Source organism: Thalassospira sp. UBA4513 (genome assembly GCF_002388495.1).
GTDB classification, from domain to species: Bacteria; Pseudomonadota; Alphaproteobacteria; order Rhodospirillales; family Thalassospiraceae; genus Thalassospira; species Thalassospira tepidiphila.
Window position 1 is genome coordinate 374595 of sequence record NZ_DGMR01000039.1, and the last position, 20931, is coordinate 395525.

The window sequence follows — 20931 nt, forward strand, 5'->3', positions numbered from 1 at the left end:
CTTAGGATGCCTGAGCCTGATCAACACACACTTGCACGTCGCAAGGACATTATCGCCGCCATGCGCGATATCATCCCGTCACCGGGCGGGGTTATTGTCGATGATGATCAGCTCAGGCCCTATGAATGCGATGGGTTGATGGCCTATCGGCAATTGCCGATGATCGTGGTCCTGCCGGAAAATACCGCCCAGGTCGCAGCCATACTGAAATATTGTCATACCAATAAAATCCGTGTCGTTCCGCGCGGTGCCGGTACCGGTTTGTCCGGTGGCGCACTTCCGATGGCCGATGCGATCACCATTAGTATGATGAAATTCAATCGCGTGCTCGACATCGATTGGGACAACCGGGCCGCCGTCGTGCAGCCCGGTGTCACCAACCTTGGCATCACGCGCGCGGTCGAACATAAGGGGTTCTATTACGCCCCCGATCCCTCAAGCCAGATTGCGTGCTCCATCGGCGGCAACATCGCCGAAAATTCCGGCGGGGTGCATTGCCTGAAATATGGCCTTACCACCAACAATGTGTTGGGGGTTGAAATGGTCACCATCGAAGGCGAAATCCTGCGCGTTGGCGGTAAGGGCCTTGATCAGGCGGGTTATGATTTGCTTGGCATCATCACCGGGTCGGAGGGGTTGCTTGGCATCGTGACCGAGGTGACGGTGCGTATCCTGCGCAAACCCGAAACCGCCCGTGCGCTGTTGCTGGGCTTTAATTCATCCGAAGAAGGCGGCAATTGCGTTGCCGCCATCATTGCCGCCGGGATCATTCCGGGCGGCCTTGAAATGATGGATGCCCCGGCGATCAAGGCAACCGAGGAATTTGTTCAGGCCGGTTATCCGCTTGATGTCGAAGCCCTTCTTCTGGTCGAACTTGATGGCCCGCAGGTCGAAGTCGATTATCTGATCGACCGGGTTGGCAAAATCGCCAAGGATTGCGGTGCGGTCTATTCCCGCATTTCCGAGAACGAGGAAGAACGCCTGCTTTTCTGGTCAGGCCGCAAAAACGCCTTCCCGGCGATTGGCCGTATTTCACCCGATTATATGTGCATGGATGGCACCATCCCGCGCGGTCGCCTGTCCGAGGTGCTGACCGGCATGCAGGACCTGTCGAAAAAGCACGGGCTGGGCGTTGCCAACGTCTTCCATGCTGGCGATGGCAACTTGCATCCGCTGATCATGTTTGATGCCAACAAGGCAGGTGACCTTGAAAAGGCCGAGGCCTTCGGGGCTGACATCCTCAAACTCTGTGTTGCCGTCGGTGGTGTGCTGTCGGGTGAACATGGCATCGGTGTCGAAAAGCGCGACCTGATGGGCGAGATGTTCACAACCGATGACATGAAGCATCAGGAACGCATCAAGATGGCCTTTGACGAGGACCAGTTGCTGAACCCCGGCAAGGTATTCCCGACCTTGCATGGCTGTGGGGAACTTAAAACCCTGCATGCCAAGGCGGTGGCCGACAAGTTCCCGGACATCCCGCGTTTCTAGGGTCCTGCCCCCAGGGCGTGATCAAACGAAACAACAAACAAACACGATAAAACAAAGGCCGGCCAATCGGCTCCCGCAAATCCGATTGGCCCGGCTCAGGAGAGGAAAAGAGAGAGTTATGGTGGACGTACTTTCCCCCACCACGCCGGACCAGCTGCGTGATGCGGTTGGTTGGGCGCTTGGATCAGAAACCCCGCTTGAGATCATCGGATCGGGCAGCAAGCGCGCCTTTGGCCATTCGGTTCGAACCAACGCAGTGCTGGATTGCTCCAAACTGTCGGGGATCCTGTTTTATCAGCCCGAAGAACTGGTGATCTCTGCGCGTGCCGGAACGCCGCTTGCCGATATCAAGGCGGCACTGGCCGAGAAAAATCAGCAATTCCATTTCGAGCCGGGCAATTTTCCGGCCCTTCTGGATGGATCAAGTGGTCCGGATGCCGGAACCATCGGCGGGCTGGTGGCCTGCAACCTTGCCGGACCGCGCCGGATCAAGGTGGGGGCTGCACGTGATCACCTTCTGGGGTTCGAAGCTGTTTCTGGCCGGGCAGAGGATTTTAAATCCGGTGGCCGGGTGATGAAAAACGTCACCGGCTTTGATCTGTCAAAATTGATGGCGGGCTCCTTTGGCACGCTGGGCGTGATGCATACCGTAACGCTTAAGGTCATGCCAAATGACGAGACATCCGCCACCGTGATTGTCGCTTGCAGTGACCCGCGTGCGGCGGGCAAGGCGATGACCATTGCCATGGGCAGTGAAAACGAAGTCTCCGCCGCTGCCTGGATCGCCCCCGAAGACGCGCCGCACCTTGATGTGCCCCTGGCCGGTGAATATGGCAGCGGCCTTGTGGCCGTGCGGGTCGAAGGTCCCAAGCCGTCTGTCGCATGGCGGGCCGATGCCCTGTGCCGGGCGCTTGCCGGGTTTGGCGAATGCCACGAAGTCCCCGAAAGCCACAGCCACAGCATCTGGAAGGTTGTCGCCAATGTCGCGCCGTTCGTCGCATCGGAAAACACTGGCAGCGTTTTGTGGCGGGTATCGGTACCCCCGGCAAGTGGTGGTGATATCTGCGCCCAACTGATCGAAAAAACCGGTGGTCGGGCGATGATGGATTGGGCCGGTGGCCTGATCTGGTTGCAGATTGCCGCATCTGACGCGGCGAATGCGCCTGATGCACCTGATGCAATGGCGGGCACGATCCGCGATATCGTCGCGAACGTGGGCGGGCAGGCCAATCTGGTGCGCGCATCCGATGAAATCCTTCAAGCCACTTCGGTCTTCCACCCCGAAGACCCGGCACTTGCCCGGATCAATGCCCGGATCAAGGAAAACCTCGATCCGAAGGGGATTCTCAATCCGGGGCGGATTGCGCCAGTGTCACTGAACGGGGAGGGCGCGTAATGCAAACCAACTTCACCGCTGCCCAACTTGAAAACCCGGCGATTGCCGAAAGCGAACAGATCCTGCGCAAGTGCGTGCATTGCGGTTTCTGTACCGCGACTTGCCCGACATTCGTCACCCTTGGGGATGAACTCGACAGCCCGCGTGGCCGCATTTACCTGATCAAGGACATGCTGGAAAATGACAAACCGGCAACCGAAAAGGTGGTCAAACACCTTGATCGTTGCCTGTCATGTCTTTCCTGTACAACCACATGTCCCTCTGGTGTTGATTATATGCACCTGATCGACAATGCGCGCGCCCATATCGAACAAAACTATGAACGCCCGCTGGGTGATCGGTTGCTGCGCAAGTTGCTGTCGATTGTTGTGCCCAATCCGACCCTGTTCCGGCTGTCCTTGATCGGGGCAAAATTCGCCGCCCCCTTCGCGCGTCTGATGCCCGGTCGGCTTAAGGGCATGGTCAAGATGGGCGCACGCCCCATGCATCCGCCAAGCTGGGTCGATAAACCCCAGGTGATCCCGGCGGTTGGCGAACGCAAAGGCCGGGTTGCCATCCTGATCGGCTGTGCCCAGCAGGTGCTTGAAACCGAAATCAACGAATCGACGGTTCGTCTACTCACCCGTCTCGGGATCGAGGTGGTTGTTGCCAAGGGTGCTGGCTGTTGCGGATCGCTTGTCCATCACATGGGCAAGGAAGAACAATCCCATGCGCAGGCCAAGGCCAATATTGATGCCTGGACGGCCGAGGCTGCGGGTGAAGGCCTTGATGCCATTGTAATCACCGCATCGGGCTGTGGCACCACGATCAAGGATTACGGCCATATGCTCCGCCATGATCCGGCCTATGCCGATAAGGCGGCCACAGTCTCGGCTCTTGCCAAGGACATTACCGAGTATCTGGCTGGCCTTGATATCGATGCCGCCGTCTTTGCTGGCGCCAATCACGGGAATCCCCGTGTTGCCTATCATTCGGCCTGCTCGATGCAGCACGGTCAAAAGATCACCCGGCCACCCCGTGATCTTCTCAAACAGGCCGGGTATGAAGTGGCTGAAATCGCCGAAGGCCATCTGTGCTGTGGTTCTGCCGGGGTCTATAACCTGTTGCAGCCCGAAATCGCCGGTCAGCTTCAGGAACGCAAACGCGGCAATATCAGTGCAACCCAGCCTGATCTGGTGGCAACGGGGAATATCGGCTGCATGGTCCAGATCGAAACCGACGATCTTAAAGTTCTGCACACGGTGCAGCTCCTTGATTGGGCGGCGGGAGGACCGGTGCCGGAAAAACTGCGCGACCGGATAAAGCCGACCGAACTTGCGGGCTAGGCAAAGATTGCTTCAAAACCGAAAAACAAAAAGGACGGCAGGGAATAACCTCTGCCGTCCTTTTGATTTCGTAAGTCCGTGCGACTGGGCGCCTTACTCTTCCTTGCCAAGCAGGCTTTTTGTAATGCCTTCTGCGGCAGAGCTTTCGCTGCTGTCTTCGGCATAGGCCGCTGTCTTGTCACGAATCCACTTGATAGCTTCGGCCTCGTCTACCTCGACCTTCTGGGCCACCAGTGACAGAACTGCCTCGATCGCCAGAACGTGCGATGCGACGTTATTGACCGCAACATGCAGATCATCAATATGGCGCGACGCAGCCTCTGACATATCTCCAAGTTCGCCAGACAGCTTCTGAATCAGTTCCTGAATTTCGTCGAGTGCAGCGTTGCTCATCAAGTGCTCCTGTTATGGCCGCGTACTTACGCGCAGCATTTTTTGTCCCTTGGGGTCCAAACTCATTCACATAATCGTCCCGGTCCCCCGGATTTGTGCGGATATGCGGAGCAAAACCACAGGAAGATCTATATCTTTCAAGGTTTTGCGACAAAATAGCCCGTGCAAATCCGGGGGATCCAAAGGACAATTGATATGAGAGAAAGCCTCTGCGTCAAACCCCTTGACCGGAGAATACTCCGCTCTGCGGGCTTTTCCTTGCTTTTTCTCTCATATCAATTGCCGGGGCGGTCATGTGAATGAGTTTGGACCCCATGCACAACAGTTGCGTGTAAATGGGGTCATGTAAAGGGTTTGGTGGCAATTATCGTCAATTCACACCATTCCCCAGCGCCTAAGGCCACCTTTGGACGAAATGTGACAGTTTTTGTTACAGCCTTTCGCAATCAAGCGCGATTTTGCCATGTTGAAGTGAAAAACCACCGTTTTCGGATGGTTGTCGCAAAATGCTAACTTGTTGATTTTGTTGGCAATAAGTGGCTGTTTTTACTGCTCTGATACGTTGTCACATAACGTTAACAAAAGCGACACAATACCGTAAGCACCCAGCGGTAGAGTCCGCCTCGCAGATCGTTGCACCGTTCCGAAGTGGAACTACCATTGGGGAATTTATGATGAAGAAGACTCTTGCTGTTGCGGCGCTTATGAGCGTTGCCTTTGCTGGCGCTGCCGAAGCACGCGACCAGATTCGTATCGTTGGTTCGTCCACCGTCTTCCCGTTCGCAACCGCAGTTGCAGAAGAATTCGGTAAAACCACCTCCTTCAAAACGCCGGTTATCGAATCTACCGGTTCTGGCGGTGGTCTGAAGCTGTTCTGCGCCGGTGTTGGCGAACAGCATCCGGACATCACCAACGCTTCGCGTCGCATCAAGAAGTCCGAAGTTGAAACTTGCGCGAAGAACGGCATTTCGGAAGTTACCGAAGTTAAAGTTGGTTACGACGGTATCGTTCTGTCGAACTCCAACGCTGCGCCGCAGCTCGACCTGACCAAAGAGCAGATCTTCCTTGCTCTGGCAAAAACCGTTCCGTCCAAAGACGGCCAGTCGCTGATCGACAACCCGTACAGCACCTGGGCTGAAATCGATCCGAGCCTTCCGGACGTTAAAATCGAAGTTCTCGGCCCGCCGCCGACCTCCGGTACCCGTGATGCCTTCACCGAGCTGGTACTCGAAGAAGCTTGCGATGAGTTCCCGGCAATCGCCGCTCTTAAAGACACCAACAAAGACCAGCACAAAGCTGTCTGCGCTGGCGTTCGTGAAGACGGTGCCTATGTCGAAGCTGGCGAGAACGACAACCTGATCGTTCAGAAACTCGAAGCCAACCATGATGCACTTGGCATCTTCGGCTTCTCCTTCCTTGACCAGAACGGCGACAAGCTCCAGGGCTCGCTGATCGGTGGCGTTGCTCCGACCTTCGAAGCAATCTCTGCTGGTGACTATCCGGTTTCCCGTTCGCTCTTCTTCTACGTGAAGAACGCGCACGTTGGCACCATTCCGGGCATCAAGGAATATCTTGCTGAATTCACCGCTGACAAAGCTTGGGGTGATGAAGGTTACCTTGCTGACCGTGGCCTGATCCCGATGGATGCTGCTGAGCGTGAAGCTGTTCGTAACGCTGCGATGAACCTGTCGCCGCTGAGCATGTAACGCGATCTTTCAACCGGTGGCAGCAAATGCTGCCACCGGTTTCTTTATATCCTGACTTGATTTGTTTATTGTTTCTGTCCTATTGGCCTCACGAACTGATCTTTGCAGGCTCATCTGGCGAACGGATCTCAAATAATGTCCCTGTCTTTCCTGTTGCTCGCGGTTGCCGCACTTTGCGCGCTGTCCTTTTATTTCGGACGCCAGCGGGCTGTTGCCCTTTCTGGTGGCCGGCACAGCAATCTTCATTCCTTGCCGGTTCACTACGGGGCCTACACAGCAGCATGGTGCGGGCTTCCCGCGCTGTTTTTGCTTTTGATCTGGTACATGTTCCAGGGCTCGGTGATTGAAGCCCTGATCGTGTCGGACCTGCCGCAGGAAGTAATTGGTGACTCCGGTCGTCTGTCGCTGGCGCTCAACAGCATTTCCCAGATCGCCGCCGGTGGCGGTGAACATCTCACCGTGTCGCCGGAAATTGTTGATGCCGGGCGCAGACTTGCCAATTTGCAAACCATCGCCAATGCGGCGCTGGTGGTTGTCATGCTGTCGGTTGCGCTTGCCGGTCTTGTCCTGTCCTATCGACGGATTGAAGCGGATATGCGCGCGCGCAACAATGTTGAACGCATCTCGCGCGCGATCATGATTGTCTGTTCGGCGATTGCGATCCTTTCAACGGTCGGCATCGTGTTTTCACTGATGTTCGAAACCCTGCATTTCTTTAGCAAGATCAACCCGCTCGACTTCCTGTTTGGTCTGGAATGGAGCCCGCAAACCGCGATCCGTGCCGATCAGGTGGCGTCCGAGGGGGCGTTTGGCATGATTCCGCTGTTTGTCGGTACCTTGCTGATTACGCTGATTGCCATGTGTGTCGCGGTGCCGGTCGGCCTGTTTTCGGCCATTTATATGGGCGAATATGCCGCGCCTAAATTTCGCGCTGTTGCCAAACCCGCACTTGAAATTCTGGCGGGCGTGCCAACGGTTGTCTATGGCTTCTTTGCCGCGCTCACCGTGGCACCGTTCTTGCGCGACAATGGCGCGATCCTCGGCCTCGATGTCAGTTCGGAAAGTGCGCTGGCCGCCGGTCTTGTCATGGGCATCATGATCATTCCGTTTGTGTCCTCGCTGTCTGATGACGTGATGTCGCAGGTGCCGAAATCGCTGCGTGACGGGTCCTATGCATTGGGGGCGACCAAATCGGAAACCATCCGGCAGGTGATTTTCCCGGCCGCCTTGCCCGGTATTGTCGGGGCGGTTCTGTTGGCCGTTTCGCGGGCGATTGGTGAAACCATGATTGTTGTGATGGCCGCTGGTCTTGCCGCGAACATGACGGTGAACCCGCTTCAGGCTGTGACGACTGTTACCGTGCAGATCGTGACGCTTCTGGTCGGCGACCAGGAGTTCGACAGTGCAAAAACCCTCTCGGCCTTCGCGTTGGGGCTGGTTCTTTTCCTTGTCACCTTGGGGCTGAACGTATTTGCCCTTAAGGTTGTTCAGAAGTATCGCGAGAAATATGACTGATATGGCATCTCTTATGGAAGACAGAGCTGCGGCCAAAGTGATCTCTGACAATCTGCGCAAGCCGGTTGACTGGGACAGCCCAAAAATCACCCGTAACATCAAGAAACGTTACGCGGCCGAACGCCGCTTTAAAAGCTATGGTCTGGTTGCGATCTGTTTGGCGCTACTGGCGCTTTGCACGCTGGCACTCTCGATCGGCTCTAAAGGCTACAGCGCCTTTTACCAGACCTATGTCCAGCTCGAAGTGACCTTTGATCCGGCTGTGATCGATCCGGAACGGACCGGCGATCCCGACGTGATCGGGCGCGCGAACTTTGATGGTTTGATCAAACAGGCTTTGCGTGATCGGTTCCCGGATGTGACCTCGCGCAGTGACAAACGTGATCTCTATGGCATCGTTTCAGGCGGCGCATCTTATGATCTGCGCGAACGGGTTCTCGAAAATCCGAGCCTGATTGGCCAAACGCGCACCATGTGGCTGATTTCCGGTGATGATTTCGACATGCTCAACAAGGGCTATATCGATCCCACCGTTGATGAAGGCGACCGTCGCCTCAATGACAAGGAAGTCGCTTGGTATAACGAACTGGTTGCTGACGGTGCGGTGGAAAAACAGTTCCACACCCGCTTCTTTACCAGTGGCGATTCCCGCGAACCGGAACTTGCCGGTATCTGGGGCGCGGCTGTTGGCTCGTTCTATACCCTGCTTGTGACTTTGGCATTGTCCTTCCCGATTGGTGTTCTGGCGGCGATCTATCTCGAAGAATTCGCGCCCAAGAACCGCTTCACCCAGATTGTCGAGGTTAATATCAATAACCTGGCCGCGGTTCCATCCATCGTGTTTGGTCTGCTGGGGCTTGAGGTCTATCTCAATGTCATGCATTTGCCGCGCTCGGCCCCGGTTGTCGGTGGTTTGACGCTGGCGCTGATGACTTTGCCGACGATCATCATCGCATCGCGTGCGGCGATCAAGGCGGTGCCGCCATCGATCCGTCAGGCCGCCCTTGGGCTTGGCGCATCACCGGTTCAGACCGTCACCCACCATGTGTTGCCGCTTGCCATGCCGGGCATTCTGACCGGCACGATCATTGGCATGGCACAGGCGCTTGGTGAAACTGCACCGCTTCTGATGATCGGGATGGTGGCCTTTATTGTTGATATCCCGGGCGGGGCGCTTGACCCGGCAACGGTTCTGCCGGTCCAGATCTATCTGTGGGCAGACAGCCCGGAACGTGCCTTTGTCGAGAAAACCTCGGCAGCGATTATGGTGTTGCTGGCCTTCCTTGTCCTGATGAATGGACTGGCTGTGTATCTGCGCAAAAAATTTGAACGGAAGTGGTAAAATGGCTGCTGTATCCCAGAGCGCAATGACGGCGGAGCCGTCGGTCGAAAAACCGAAAATGACCGCGCGCAAGCTCGATCTTTTCTATAGCGACAATCAGGCCCTCTATGAGGTCAACCTTGATATCCCCGAACAGCAGGTAACCGCACTGATTGGTCCGTCGGGCTGTGGTAAATCCACCTTCCTGCGCTGCCTGAACCGGATGAATGACACCATTGACGGTGTGACGATCAAAGGTGACGTTACCCTGGATGGTCGCGACATCTATGACAAGCGGATCGACGTGGTTCAGCTGCGCGCGCGCATCGGCATGGTGTTCCAGAAACCGAACCCGTTCCCGAAATCGATCTATGACAACGTGGCCTATGGCCCGCGTATTCATGGTCTGGTCAATTCGCGTGACGAACTTGATGAAATCGTCATGACCTCGCTTGAACGTGCAGGCCTTCTCAAGGAAGTCAAAGATCGCCTGCAATCGCCGGCAACCGGTCTTTCCGGTGGTCAGCAGCAGCGCCTTTGCATTGCGCGTGCGGTTGCCGTCAGCCCGGAAGTCATCCTGATGGATGAGCCGTGCTCGGCCCTTGATCCGATTGCGACCGCCAAGGTCGAGGAACTGATAGACGAGTTGCGTTCGAACTACACGATCGTGATCGTGACCCACTCCATGCAGCAGGCCGCCCGTGTGTCGCAGCGCACCGCGTTCTTCCACCTTGGAAAGCTGGTTGAAGTCGGTGAAACCGATCAGATCTTTACCAACCCGAAGGACGAACGCACCAAGGGTTACATTACCGGCCGCTTCGGTTAAGCGACGCCAGGAGTACGCATAAATGGCTGATGAACATACCCATATCGTAAGTTCGTTCGACGAGGAACTGACCCGTCTGAACAACATCATTTCGCAAATGGGCGGGCTTGCTGAAAGCCAGCTTATTTCCTCGATCAGATCCATCGTCAAACGCGATTCCGAACTGGCCGAGAAAGTCATCCTGTCCGATCAGCGCATTGATGTGCTCGAACAGGAAGTCCAGGACTTTGCCGTCCGTCTTCTGGCCCTGCGTCAGCCGATGGCAGATGACCTGCGTCAGGTGGTGACGGCCCTTAAGCTGTCAAACGACCTTGAACGCATTGGCGACCTTGCCAAAAACATCGCCAAACGCGCGCAGGTGCTGAACCAGATCCCGCCGATCCGTCCGGTTCAGGCGATCCCGAACATGGCCAAGCTGGCCCAGGAAATCATCAAGGATGTCCTGGATGCCTATATCGAAAGCGACGCCGAAAAGGCCCACCGGGTCTGGGAACGCGATCAGGAAGTCGACGATATGTACAATTCGCTGTTCCGCGAATTGCTGACCTACATGATGGAAGATCCGCGCAACATTACCGCATCGACCCATCTGTTGTTCATTGCCAAGAACATCGAACGTATCGGTGATCACGCAACCAATATCGCCGAAACGATCTATTACCGGATCAAGGGCGAAGACCTGCCGGGGATTGACCGGCCAAAAAACGACGCAGCGAACTTCGCTGTTGTCGAACCGAATGACTGACACGGGAGCATAGGAAGATGGACCCAACGGTTCTTATCGTCGAGGACGAGGCAGCAATCGTAACCATGTTGCGCTACAACCTCGAACGCGAGGGGATGCAGGTTGTCGAAGCCGGTGACGGTGACGAAGCGTTGAAAATTCTGGCTGAAACCCATGTCGATCTGGTTTTGCTCGACTGGATGCTGCCGGTGATGTCGGGGATCGAGGTCTGCCGTCAGATCCGCCGCAAGCCTGAAAGCCGCGATTTGCCGGTGATCATGGTGACAGCACGTGGCGAAGAAGGCGACCGCATCCGCGGTCTTGATACCGGGGCTGATGACTATGTCACCAAGCCGTTTGCCATTGGCGAGCTGCTCGCCCGTATCCGCGCGCTTTTGCGCCGGTCCGGTCCGGCGCAACCACAAGGGCAGTTGATCTATTCCGACATCGAAATGGATCTCGCCGCCCACCGGGTCAGCCGCAATGGAAAATCGATCCATCTTGGCCCGACCGAGTTCCGTCTGCTGCGCTATTTCCTCGAACATCCGGGGCGGGTTTTCTCGCGCGAACAGTTGCTTAACGCGGTTTGGGGCCCGAATATCTATGTCGAAACCCGCACAGTCGACGTGCATATCCGCCGCCTGCGCAAGGCGCTCAATGACGTCAAGGGCACGCGCGATATCATCCGCACCGTCCGTGCGGCGGGCTATGCACTGGACTCTGAAACCGCTGCCTAAGCCGGTTTCGATACGCGATCTAATGAAAAACCCCCGCTGCAGCGTGCCGCGGGGGTTTTTGTTCTAAGGCCGTAACGTCTTCAGTTTTTTTTCTTCGCCGGTTTGTCCGCATTCTCCGAACCTGACGGTTTGCGCTGCGGGCGCGGCGCCAGTTCGTTCATCAACAGCATGTCCGCACGGCGGAATTTGGCGATTTCGGCATCAATATCTTCCTGCGGCACGTCGCACGCCGCCAAAACGTGATCGGATAACCGCAACCCGGTTTCGAGAACTTCCGGGATGGCGGCATCCGCCCCATGGCGCGACAGCGGCCCGATATGGGTGATGTCCTGCGCGCGGGCAAAGATCTTCAGATGCGGGTAATGCTGGCGCAAAAGGGCGACCGTCTTCTCGGTCGCATGCGGGTTCCCCATGGCAACAACCGCAATTTTTGCCTCATCCGTGTGTGCCGCCCGGAAAGTTTCCGGTCTGGACCCGTCGGCAAAGTAAACCGGAAGGCCTTCTGCCCGGCCGCGTGAAACCTGCTGTGCATCACTATCAAGCACCAGGAACGGAATGTTGCGCGTCTTGAGCAACCGGGCCAGAACCCGGCCAACACGGCCGCTTCCGATCACCAGAACATGCTGGTGGATGCCCTCGGACTCCTCGGCAATCTTGCCAAGCTGGTCTTCTTCCTTGGGATGAAGCTTTTCCTCGATCTTGTGACCAAGGCTGATAAGCGTCGGGGTCAGCGCCATCGAAATCGCCACCACCGGGATCAGCATGGCGGCCATTTCAAGCGGCACCGCGCCATTTTGCGCGGCCAGGGCAAACATCACAAAGGCAAATTCACCGCCGGCGGCCAAGCTCATGGCTACCCGGATGGCAAGGCCGGTTTCAAACCGGATCGCGCGTGCCAGAACGAACAAAACCGCCGTCTTGATCACCAGCAACAGCACCAGCCACATGACGATGGTGCCAAATTCGTTATAAACAACGTCGGCATCAACCGACATGCCCACCGACATAAAGAACAGCGACAGGAACACGCCGCGGAACGGCGAGATATCGGCTTCGATCTGATGACGGAATTCGGTTTCGGCCAACATCACCCCGGCGATAAACGCACCCAGCGCCATTGAAAGCCCGGAAACCTCGGTCAATGTGCTTGCGGCTAGCACAACAAAAAGCGTGCCGATGGCAAACAGTTCCGGGTTCTTGAGCGACGCGATATAGCGAAACAGACGCGGCAACACATACCGCCCGACGAGTAACAGCAACGCGACCGACCCGAAACCAAGCAGGATGCTCATCCACGGGCTGGTTTCCGTGCCGGCATCACCTGCCGCCTGCACCATGATCAGGAACGGACCAACCGCCACGTCCTGCAATAACAAAATGGCAAGGGCCGCACGGCCAAACCGGGTATTAAGCTGCTTGTCATCGGAAAGCTGTTTGAGGATGATCGCGGTCGATGAAAGCGCAAGGGCCCCTGCAATCACCAGGGCCGTCGGCAGCGGGAATTCCATGACAACCAGAAGCCCCAGAAGGGCTGCCATCGACACCAGAATTTGCAAAACGCCCAGACCGGCAAACCGCCCGCCAATCACCCGCAAACGATCCCGCGAAAGCTCCAGCCCGATCATGAACAGCAGGAAAACCACGCCCAGTTCGGCAACGGTGGAAATGTCTTCGCGTTCGGAAATCAGGCCAAAGCCGAACGGCCCGATAAAGAACCCGCCAATCAGAAAGCCGATGATCGAATTCGCACGCAGCTTGTGCGCAATCGGCACCGCAATGATTGCGGCAGTCAGAATAAGAAACAGCTCAAACAGGACGCTGTGATGCATGGCGAAATTCGTTCCGGAAGGCGGTCAAATAATCAATGGGTATCAGGACCTAAATGCCTGAAAATAACGAGATTACAACGATAACGAAAATAACCCTGCCAGTCGTGGGTAAATTTGTGGCATTTGCGAAATTCACGACCCAATCGGGCTATTAAGGGCTGTGGCGATTGTCACCGCCTGATGACTTGCCATTCGCGCTGCCAAATGCCATCTTCCGCGGGCCTGACACCGGGCCAGTTTAATCGCTTTTGAAACGAGCAGATATTTTGGAACAGCTTATCCCCTATCTTCAGATCATCGCGGGCCTTGTATTGCTGACAGCAGGTGGTGAATTCATCGTAAGGGGGGCGGTTGGTCTTGCACTTTTGCTGGGCGTTTCCAAGGTGATCGTCGGTCTGACGATTGTCGCCGCCGGAACGTCAGCACCGGAATTTGTCGTCTCGCTCAATGCATCGCTTAAGGGCACGGCCGATATCGCGATGGGCAACGTTGTTGGCTCCAACATTGCCAATATCCTGCTTATTTTGGGTGCCGTTGCCTTGCTCAAACCCGTGGCGGCCTCGCGGGTCACCGTGGTGCGTGATGGCGGCACCATGTTGCTGGGCACGGTCCTGTTTATTGCCTTTTGCATGTTTGGCGTGATCGAACGCTGGGCCGGGGCGGTGATGCTTTGTGTGTTGGCGGCCATCTGGTACTTCACCTATCAGCACGACAAAAATTCACCAAGCGAAGCCAGCCACCTGCATGAAGAAGAAGTCGACGAAGTCGGCGAAAAGCCCAAAGGCTGGACCAGGCCGATCATCGCGACTGTCGTCGGGATTGTGGCGCTGATGTTTGGTGCGGAATGGCTGGTTGAAGGCGGGGTCTCGGTCGCCCGTCAGTTTGGCGTATCCGAAGCCGTCATTGGCCTGACCCTTGTTGCCTTTGGCACGTCACTGCCGGAACTTGCCGCATCGGTGGTTGCCGCCTTCCGCGGGCATTCCGATGTGGCACTGGGCAATGTGTTTGGCTCGAACCTTCTGAACCTGCTTGTGATCATTGGTGGTGTGTCGCTGATCGCACCGATCCCGGTGCCTGAACAGATCATGAATTCCGACATCTGGATCATGCTGGCGGTAACCGTGGGCTTGCTCGGTGTTGCCTATGCCATGCGTAAGATTTCGCGCATCACCGGCATTGCATTCGTGATTGCCTATCTGGTCTATGTCTTCCAACTTGTCGTAGCATAGACAGTTCAATCAGTTCGCGCGCCGTCTCATGACGGTCCGCACACTTTGCGAAGGATCGAGGCAACAATGACAGGTCAATTCCCGAAATCCGTTCTGATCACCGGTGCGGCAAAACGCATCGGTCGTGCATTGACCCTGGATCTGGCGCGCAACGGCTATGACATCGCCCTTCATTGCAACAGCTCCAAACAAGACGCCGAAGCTGTCGCCGACGAGGTCCGCGACCTTGGCCGAAAGGCCTGCGTTGTTTCGGCCGATCTGACCAACGAAGATGCAACCCATCAATTGGTCGCCGACGCAACCAGGCAACTTGGCTCGATCGGGGTTCTGATCAATAACGCCTCGACCTTTGAATTTGATGATGTGCAAACCGCAACCCGCGAAAGCTGGGATTTGCATATGGAAACCAATTTGCGCGCGCCGTTTATCCTCTCGCAGCAATTTGCAAAGCATCTGCCAGATAACTGTCAGGGTATGATCCTCAACCTGATTGATCAGCGTGTCTGGAACCTGACCCCGCATTTCATGACCTATACCCTGTCCAAAGCCGGGCTTTGGACCCTGACCCAGACGCTGGCACTGGCCCTTGCACCAAAAATTCGCGTCAATGCCATCGGGCCGGGGCCGGCACTGCCTAGTAGCCGACAAACACAGGAAGATTTCGACGCGCAGTGCGAAAAAACACCCCTGAAAATAGGGACAAACCCGCAAGAGATTTGCGACGCGGTTCGATTTTTCCTTGCCGCGCCGGCCATCACCGGGCAAATGTTAGCGCTTGACGGCGGGCAGCACCTCGATTGGGCGCCCAGTGGCGAAGAAGATGCGCCCAACGAATGATGCCCGGCAGTGATCGTTAAATCGCTGCCAGACATCGGGCCGGAATTGCGTGGTGATTTTTAAGGCACCCGCAACAAAGCAGCACAAGGAAGACCGGAATATGACCGCAGGCCTTAAACAGGATGCCAAAATTACGACATTGCCATTTGCCGATGTGCCCCATGCAGATCGTGCAGGCAACCTGCGCCGTGTCTTTGTGCGTGACATGATCATTCACACCTCCATCGGTGTTTACGAACACGAAAAAGAAGCCCCGCAACGCGTGCGCATCAATCTCGACCTTGCCGTGCTCGAAGGCGACGGTGTCCAGAATGATGATATCACCACCGTGCTAAGCTACGAGGATCTGGTCGTCGGCACGCGTCGCATCTGCCAGGATGGTCACACCAACCTTGTGGAAACCCTTGGGGAAAAACTCGCCGACATGTGTCTTGCCGATCCGCGGGTCCGCAAGGTGATCGTCAGGGTTGAAAAGCTCGACGTTTTTGAAGACGCAGCTGCGGTTGGTGTGGAAATCGAACGCCACAATATCGCGCGCTGATCGATACGCGATTTCCCGAAAAAATTTACTTTTCCAGACGGCCAATCCAAGGGACTCTGTGATTCCTCTGGCGCGAATCGCTGTGGCGCTTATTCACAAGCATCTGGCGAATATGATTCAAAGGAAAATATTCATTTTTTACGACTCTATTACCGAATGATTTCACGTTGACAGTATTTTTATTGTTTAAAATCAATAACTTAACTGTTTTGCTCAATAATTGTGCACTTCATAGAACGTTAAGACTCTCAAGGGGTGCAGGAAGTCACCCCCCGATTACCCACATAGTTATCCACAGTCTTGGTGGACATCTTTTTTGGCATGGCGATTCCCCTCGGCGCGGTTGCGATGTTAATCTTTTCAGCTATGTTTCAATTCGCGTTTGCCAGTGACGGCTGTCACAACTTTGAATGTATTTTAGACTCTGTTGCTCTGCGCTTTAACCTCAACAAAGACTTGTGATCTCGGAGTGCCTTGATGAAGCCACCTGTTTCCCCCGAAAACCCGACCGGGGATGATGCCCCGAAACGGGAAATCGGTTTGTCGCTTGATGGTGATAAAATCGACGGCGGGGCAGCACGCGGGGTGGAGGCGATCAAAAATGCGCTGAAAACCATGCCGGGCTCGGCGGGTGTCTATCGCATGATCGATGACAAGGAACGCGTGCTTTACGTCGGCAAGGCCAAGAACCTCAAGAAACGCGTGGTCGCCTATACCCGCATCATGCAATTGCCGATCCGCATTGCCCGCATGGTGGCCCAGACGGTGCGGATGGAAATCATCACCACCCATACCGAGGCCGAGGCGCTCCTTCTTGAATCCAACCTGATCAAAAAGCTCAAACCGCGCTACAACATCCTGCTGCGCGATGACAAAAGCTTCCCCTATATCCTGATCACCGAGGATCACGACTATCCGCGCATCGTCAAACATCGTGGCGCACGCGCCAAGGATGGCAGTTGCTTTGGCCCGTTTGCCTCGGCCTGGGCGGTCAATAACACCATCAACCATTTGCAACGGGCCTTTTTGCTGCGCTCTTGCACCGACGGGGTGTTTTCCAACCGCTCGCGCCCCTGTTTGCTCTATCAAATCAAACGCTGTGCCGCCCCCTGTGTCGATCGCATTTCCAAACCGGAATATGACGAGCTTGTTGATATCTGCCGCGACTTCCTGACCGGGCGCAGCCAGAAAATCCTCAAGCAACTCGAAGCTGACATGATGGACGCGTCTGAAAAGATGGAATTCGAACAGGCCGCGATGTATCGCGACCGCATCCGCGCGCTCAGCCAGATCCGCTCGCATCAGGACATCAACCTCGAAGGCGTCGAGGAGGCCGATGTCATCGCCCTCCATCAGGAAGGCGGACAAAGCTGTGTGCAGGTGTTCTTCTTCCGCTCGGGCTCGAACTATGGCAACCGGTCCTATTTCCCGCGCCATGAACAATCGGCCGAAATCCCGGAAATCCTCTCGGCCTTTGTCGGGCAGTTCTATGCCGATAAACCGGCCCCCAAACAGATATTTCTGTCACACGAAATCGAAGGCCAGGAACTGGTCGAAAACGCGCTTGGCATCAATAACGACCGCAAGATCGAATTGCTCGTGCCCAAGCGCGGCGGCAAACGCAAACTGGTCGAACATGCCCTGACCAACGCCAAGGATGCCTTGGGACGCCGTCTGGCCGAAAGTGCGACACAGCGCAAATTGCTCGAAGACCTTGCTGACAAGCTTGATCTCGAAAGCACGCCGGAACGGATCGAGGTTTACGATAACTCCCACACCCAGGGGACCAACATGGTCGGCGGCATGATTGTCGCCGGGCCCGAAGGCTTCATGAAAAACGCCTATCGCAAATTCAACATCAAGGGCGATATCGCCCCCGGCGATGACTTTGCCATGATGCGCGAAGTCTTAACGCGCCGGTTCGCCCGGGCCCAAAAAGAAGACCCGGACCGCGAAAACGGCACTTGGCCGGACCTCTGCCTGATTGATGGTGGCTTGGGTCAGCTTGGCGTGGCACGTGAAGTTCTCGAAGACCTCGGGATCGAGGACGTCATGCTGGTCGGTGTCGCCAAGGGTGTCGATCGTAATGCCGGCAAGGAAGTCCTGCACATCCCCGGCAAGGCCCCGGTACGCCTCGATATGAAAGACCCGGTGCTCTATTTCATTCAGCGTCTGCGCGACGAGGCCCACCGCTGGGCGATTGGCACGCACCGCGCCAAACGCGGCAAACAGATGGGCAAAAGCGTGCTCGACTCAGTCCCCGGTGTCGGCGGTGCGCGTAAAAAGGCATTGCTCCACCATTTTGGCTCCGCCCGTGGGGTGGCCGACGCCGGGCTATCGGATCTCGAAGCCGTCGATGGCATCAGCGCCGCCTTGGCGCGCAAGATTTACGATCATTTCCACAGCAACGACTAAAAAAGCATCGAATGGCATCTTGCTTTTTGCCGCCCGTGGCGCGATACCCGGTACGCCCTGCTGCCCGGCGGGGCATTCTCGCGCGAAACGTCCATAAATAATCGGCTTGCCATACATGCGATATTTTCCTTCCTGGTCTGTGACCCGGTCTTCCACAGTCATGCCTGATCAACGTCTGCCTTGGGGCGGGATGTTCCCGATGGGCTTGCAGCATCTTGTTGCCATGTCGGGTGCGACCATCCTTGGCCCGCTTCTGATGGGGTTTGACCCCAATCTGGCGATCCTGTTTTCCGGGATCGGTACCCTGATCTTCTTTATTTGCACGGCGGGCCGTGTGCCGAGTTATCTGGGCTCGTCCTTTGCCTTTATCGCGGTCGTCATTGCCGCCACCGGTTATGCCGGATCGGGACCAAACCCCGATATTGGCGGGGCGCTTGGCGGGATTATTGCTGCTGGCGCGCTTTATGTCGTGATTGGCTTGATCGTCATGGCAACCGGCACCGGCTGGGTCGAAAAACTCATGCCGCCGGCGGTGACGGGTGCGGTTGGTGCGGCGATTGGCCTGAACCTCGCCCCGGTCGGGATCAATGGCATCACGGGTGACAACATGCATATGCTGGTCGCCCTTCTGACCCTGCTGTCGGTGGCCTTTGTCTCGGTCTATGCGCCGATTGCGCTGCGCCGGATTTCCATTCTGGTCGGGATCCTGGCGGGTTATGTGCTGGTGCTGGTTTTGGGCAACGGCTTTGGCCTGATGCCGGCGATTGATTTTACCGAACTTTCCGAGGCCGCGTGGTTTGGCATGCCGTCCTTTGTCGCACCGCGCTTTGAAAGTTCTGCCATGTTCCTGATCGCGCCGGTGGCCTTCATTCTGGTGGCCGAAAACCTCGGCCATATCAAGGCGATTGGCGGCATGACCAAACAGAACATGGATCGTTATATCGGCCGTGGTTTTGTCGGCGATGGTCTGGCAACCATGCTGGCCGGATCGGGCGGCGGTACCGGGGTGACCACCTATGTTGAAAATATGGGTGTTATGGCTGTAACCCGCGTGTTTTCGACCCTGATCTTTGTCATTGCGGCGGTGATTGCCATCCTGCTGGGTTTCTCGCCGAAATTCGGCGCATTGCTGCACACCATTCCGGGCCCGGTTCTGGGCGGGCTTGGCGTTGCGGTCTTTGGCCTGATTGCGGCGGCCATGATCCGTTTGTGGGTCGATAACCGCGTTGATTTCTCTGATCCGCGCAACCTGTTTACGGTGGGCATCACGCTGATCTTTGGTGCGGGTGACTTCACGGTCAATTTCGGTGGTTTCGCCATGGGCGGGATCGGCACCGCGACCCTTGCTGCCATCATCCTCTACCAGGCGCTCAGCATCGGACGCGGCAAGTCCACCCATCCGGCCGAGGCAGGGGCCGCGGCAGAATAATCGCGCAGACGCGATGAGATGATAAATCGCACGGGCCGTGTTGTGACGCTAATCCGTCATCAACACGGCCCTTGTGGTATGTGCTTCAAGTCTTTAATAATTGCGCGGCCTTGGGCGATTGCGCATCAGGGCCTTGATGTTATTGCCGTAAAATCCGTCAAACAGGCCCCGTTTATGAAGAACCAGATTCCCAATCTGCTGACCATGTCGCGCATATTCGTAATCCCGGCGCTGATCGCGTCGTTTTACATCAATGGTCCTGTCGGGAACTGGATCGGCTTTGCGCTGTTTGCCTTTGCCGGGGTGACCGATTTCTTTGACGGCTATCTGGCGCGCTCGATGAATGTGGTCTCCCCACTTGGTCGGTTCCTTGATCCGATTGCCGACAAGCTTCTGGTGGCTGCCGCATTGATGATGATGGTGGCCTTTGAACGCATTTCTGGTTTGGCGGTATTGCCCGCGGTGATCATCATGTGCCGCGAAATCATGGTGTCGGGCCTGCGCGAACATCTGGCCGAGATCAAAGTGCCCTTGCCGGTCACCGTCCTTGCCAAATGGAAAACCACGGCCCAGATTCTCGCCATCGGGTTCCTTCTGGTCGGCGATGCGTCGCCCGATCTGATCCCCTCGATCCTGATTGGCGATATCCTGCTGTGGATTGCCGGGATCGTTACGGTTCAGACCGGCTATATCTATCTGCGGACCGGTCTTAAACACCTCGATTGATTAACGGGACGGCGACCATGTCACGCGTTTCTGTTCAGCAACATGATTTTGACCCGGGCGCCGAACTTGCGGCCCTGACCGATGGTCGCACCGATATCGGGGCTGCGGTCAGTTTTGTCGGGCTGGTGCGCGATATTCATGGCGGCGAAAATGTTTCGGCCCTGACCCTTGATCACTATCCGGGCATGACCGAACGCGAATTGGAAAAGATCTCCGACGAGGCCACCAATCGCTGGCCGCTTGATGATATTCGCATCATTCATCGCTTTGGCCGCATGTTGCCCGGTGAACGCATCGTTATGGTGATTGTGCTTTCGGCCCATCGTCGTGCCGCGTTTGAGGCCTGCGACTTCATCATGGATTTCCTCAAAACCCGTGCGCCGTTCTGGAAACGCGAAGAAACCCCGGATGGTGGTGACAAGTGGGTGACGGCAAAGGCATCCGATGATGCCGATGCCGACCGCTGGAAATGATGGCGGAAATAACCGCCT

At 56.3% G+C, this 20931-nt stretch carries 18 protein-coding genes; 16 read left to right on the forward strand and 2 right to left on the reverse strand.

Features of this window, described 5'->3' with window-relative positions; genetic code table 11:
- Positions 1–6 precede the first annotated feature (6 nt).
- From B2T33_RS18585 to glcF, 3 genes are all read left to right on the forward strand, one after another.
- On the forward strand, positions 7–1491 hold the full coding sequence (locus B2T33_RS18585; protein ID WP_286792941.1) for an FAD-linked oxidase C-terminal domain-containing protein: 1485 nt from the start codon (positions 7–9) through the stop codon (positions 1489–1491).
- A gap of 118 nt (positions 1492–1609) precedes the next feature.
- Positions 1610–2887: a glycolate oxidase subunit GlcE gene (glcE, locus tag B2T33_RS18590; protein WP_286792853.1), complete on the forward strand. Its 1278-nt coding sequence runs from the start codon at positions 1610–1612 to the stop codon at positions 2885–2887.
- Positions 2887–4212: a glycolate oxidase subunit GlcF gene (gene glcF, locus B2T33_RS18595; RefSeq protein ID WP_286792854.1), complete on the forward strand. Its 1326-nt coding sequence runs from the start codon at positions 2887–2889 to the stop codon at positions 4210–4212. Before glcE ends, glcF begins: the two co-directional genes overlap by 1 nt.
- A 93-nt stretch (positions 4213–4305) precedes the next feature.
- On the opposite strand, the gene B2T33_RS18600 is transcribed toward glcF, so the two are convergent.
- A complete protein-coding gene (locus B2T33_RS18600) occupies positions 4306–4605 on the reverse strand; it encodes a hypothetical protein (RefSeq protein ID WP_008888338.1) in 300 nt (99 codons plus the stop codon).
- A 671-nt stretch (positions 4606–5276) separates the two neighbouring features.
- Between B2T33_RS18600 and B2T33_RS18605 the strand changes: the two genes are divergently transcribed.
- From B2T33_RS18605 to phoB, 6 genes are all read left to right on the forward strand, one after another.
- Positions 5277–6311 carry a PstS family phosphate ABC transporter substrate-binding protein gene (locus B2T33_RS18605; RefSeq protein ID WP_197146067.1) on the forward strand — a complete coding sequence of 345 codons (1035 nt, stop codon included), beginning with the start codon at positions 5277–5279 and terminating at the stop codon, positions 6309–6311.
- 135 nt (positions 6312–6446) lie between these two features.
- Positions 6447–7826, forward strand: a complete 1380-nt coding sequence (pstC, locus tag B2T33_RS18610; protein ID WP_286792855.1) for a phosphate ABC transporter permease subunit PstC — start codon at positions 6447–6449, stop codon at positions 7824–7826.
- Entirely contained in the window at positions 7819–9168 is a 1350-nt protein-coding gene (pstA, locus tag B2T33_RS18615) for a phosphate ABC transporter permease PstA (RefSeq protein ID WP_286792856.1), read from the forward strand. Before pstC ends, pstA begins: the two co-directional genes overlap by 8 nt.
- 1 nt (position 9169) lies before the next feature.
- Positions 9170–9973, forward strand: a complete 804-nt coding sequence (gene pstB, locus B2T33_RS18620) for a phosphate ABC transporter ATP-binding protein PstB (protein ID WP_286792857.1) — start codon at positions 9170–9172, stop codon at positions 9971–9973.
- A 22-nt stretch (positions 9974–9995) separates the two neighbouring features.
- Entirely contained in the window at positions 9996–10718 is a 723-nt protein-coding gene (gene phoU / locus B2T33_RS18625) for a phosphate signaling complex protein PhoU (RefSeq protein ID WP_008888333.1), read from the forward strand.
- 17 nt (positions 10719–10735) lie between these two features.
- Entirely contained in the window at positions 10736–11434 is a 699-nt protein-coding gene (gene phoB / locus B2T33_RS18630; RefSeq protein ID WP_008888332.1) for a phosphate regulon transcriptional regulator PhoB, read from the forward strand.
- A gap of 80 nt (positions 11435–11514) precedes the next feature.
- On the opposite strand, the gene B2T33_RS18635 is transcribed toward phoB, so the two are convergent.
- Positions 11515–13263 (reverse strand): cation:proton antiporter, encoded by a 1749-nt coding sequence (locus B2T33_RS18635; protein WP_286792858.1) that lies wholly within the window; start codon positions 13261–13263, stop codon positions 11515–11517.
- A gap of 266 nt (positions 13264–13529) precedes the next feature.
- On the opposite strand from B2T33_RS18635, the gene B2T33_RS18640 reads away from it, so the two are divergent.
- The 7 genes from B2T33_RS18640 (at position 13530) to moaE (ending at position 20913) form a co-directional block, all read left to right on the forward strand.
- Positions 13530–14492 (forward strand): calcium/sodium antiporter, encoded by a 963-nt coding sequence (locus B2T33_RS18640; protein WP_286792859.1) that lies wholly within the window; start codon positions 13530–13532, stop codon positions 14490–14492.
- A gap of 66 nt (positions 14493–14558) precedes the next feature.
- Positions 14559–15329: an SDR family oxidoreductase gene (locus B2T33_RS18645; protein ID WP_286792860.1), complete on the forward strand. Its 771-nt coding sequence runs from the start codon at positions 14559–14561 to the stop codon at positions 15327–15329.
- A gap of 100 nt (positions 15330–15429) precedes the next feature.
- Complete coding sequence (folB, locus tag B2T33_RS18650) at positions 15430–15870, forward strand: dihydroneopterin aldolase (RefSeq protein ID WP_008888328.1); 441 nt, start codon at positions 15430–15432, stop codon at positions 15868–15870.
- A 477-nt stretch (positions 15871–16347) separates the two neighbouring features.
- The gene (gene uvrC, locus B2T33_RS18655) at positions 16348–18285 is read left to right on the forward strand and encodes an excinuclease ABC subunit UvrC (RefSeq protein WP_143588672.1); all 1938 of its coding nucleotides are present in this window, start codon (positions 16348–16350) and stop codon (positions 18283–18285) included.
- Between the two features lie 160 nt (positions 18286–18445).
- Positions 18446–19714 carry a uracil-xanthine permease family protein gene (locus B2T33_RS18660; protein WP_286792861.1) on the forward strand — a complete coding sequence of 423 codons (1269 nt, stop codon included), beginning with the start codon at positions 18446–18448 and terminating at the stop codon, positions 19712–19714.
- Between the two features lie 174 nt (positions 19715–19888).
- A complete protein-coding gene (pgsA, locus tag B2T33_RS18665) occupies positions 19889–20440 on the forward strand; it encodes a CDP-diacylglycerol--glycerol-3-phosphate 3-phosphatidyltransferase (protein WP_040822814.1) in 552 nt (183 codons plus the stop codon).
- A gap of 17 nt (positions 20441–20457) precedes the next feature.
- Positions 20458–20913: a molybdopterin synthase catalytic subunit MoaE gene (gene moaE, locus B2T33_RS18670; RefSeq protein ID WP_286792862.1), complete on the forward strand. Its 456-nt coding sequence runs from the start codon at positions 20458–20460 to the stop codon at positions 20911–20913.
- Positions 20914–20931: the final 18 nt, after the last annotated feature.

Excerpts from the sequence above, each read along its gene's own strand:
- pstC (WP_286792855.1), top strand. The coding sequence starts at position 6,447 with ATGTCCCTGTCTTTCCTGTTGCTCGCGGTTGCCGCACTTTGCGCGCTG.
- glcE (WP_286792853.1), top strand. The coding sequence starts at position 1,610 with ATGGTGGACGTACTTTCCCCCACCACGCCGGACCAGCTGCGTGATGCG.
- pgsA (WP_040822814.1), top strand. The coding sequence starts at position 19,889 with ATGAAGAACCAGATTCCCAATCTGCTGACCATGTCGCGCATATTCGTA.
- phoB (WP_008888332.1), top strand. The coding sequence starts at position 10,736 with ATGGACCCAACGGTTCTTATCGTCGAGGACGAGGCAGCAATCGTAACC.
- pstA (WP_286792856.1), top strand. The coding sequence starts at position 7,819 with ATGACTGATATGGCATCTCTTATGGAAGACAGAGCTGCGGCCAAAGTG.
- B2T33_RS18645 (WP_286792860.1), top strand. The coding sequence starts at position 14,559 with ATGACAGGTCAATTCCCGAAATCCGTTCTGATCACCGGTGCGGCAAAA.
- folB (WP_008888328.1), top strand. The coding sequence starts at position 15,430 with ATGACCGCAGGCCTTAAACAGGATGCCAAAATTACGACATTGCCATTT.
- B2T33_RS18585 (WP_286792941.1), top strand. The coding sequence starts at position 7 with ATGCCTGAGCCTGATCAACACACACTTGCACGTCGCAAGGACATTATC.
- moaE (WP_286792862.1), top strand. The coding sequence starts at position 20,458 with ATGTCACGCGTTTCTGTTCAGCAACATGATTTTGACCCGGGCGCCGAA.
- glcF (WP_286792854.1), top strand. The coding sequence starts at position 2,887 with ATGCAAACCAACTTCACCGCTGCCCAACTTGAAAACCCGGCGATTGCC.
- B2T33_RS18600 (WP_008888338.1), bottom strand. The coding sequence starts at position 4,605 with ATGAGCAACGCTGCACTCGACGAAATTCAGGAACTGATTCAGAAGCTG.
- B2T33_RS18635 (WP_286792858.1), bottom strand. The coding sequence starts at position 13,263 with ATGCATCACAGCGTCCTGTTTGAGCTGTTTCTTATTCTGACTGCCGCA.
- B2T33_RS18660 (WP_286792861.1), top strand. The coding sequence starts at position 18,446 with ATGCCTGATCAACGTCTGCCTTGGGGCGGGATGTTCCCGATGGGCTTG.
- pstB (WP_286792857.1), top strand. The coding sequence starts at position 9,170 with ATGGCTGCTGTATCCCAGAGCGCAATGACGGCGGAGCCGTCGGTCGAA.
- uvrC (WP_143588672.1), top strand. The coding sequence starts at position 16,348 with ATGAAGCCACCTGTTTCCCCCGAAAACCCGACCGGGGATGATGCCCCG.
- B2T33_RS18605 (WP_197146067.1), top strand. The coding sequence starts at position 5,277 with ATGATGAAGAAGACTCTTGCTGTTGCGGCGCTTATGAGCGTTGCCTTT.
- phoU (WP_008888333.1), top strand. The coding sequence starts at position 9,996 with ATGGCTGATGAACATACCCATATCGTAAGTTCGTTCGACGAGGAACTG.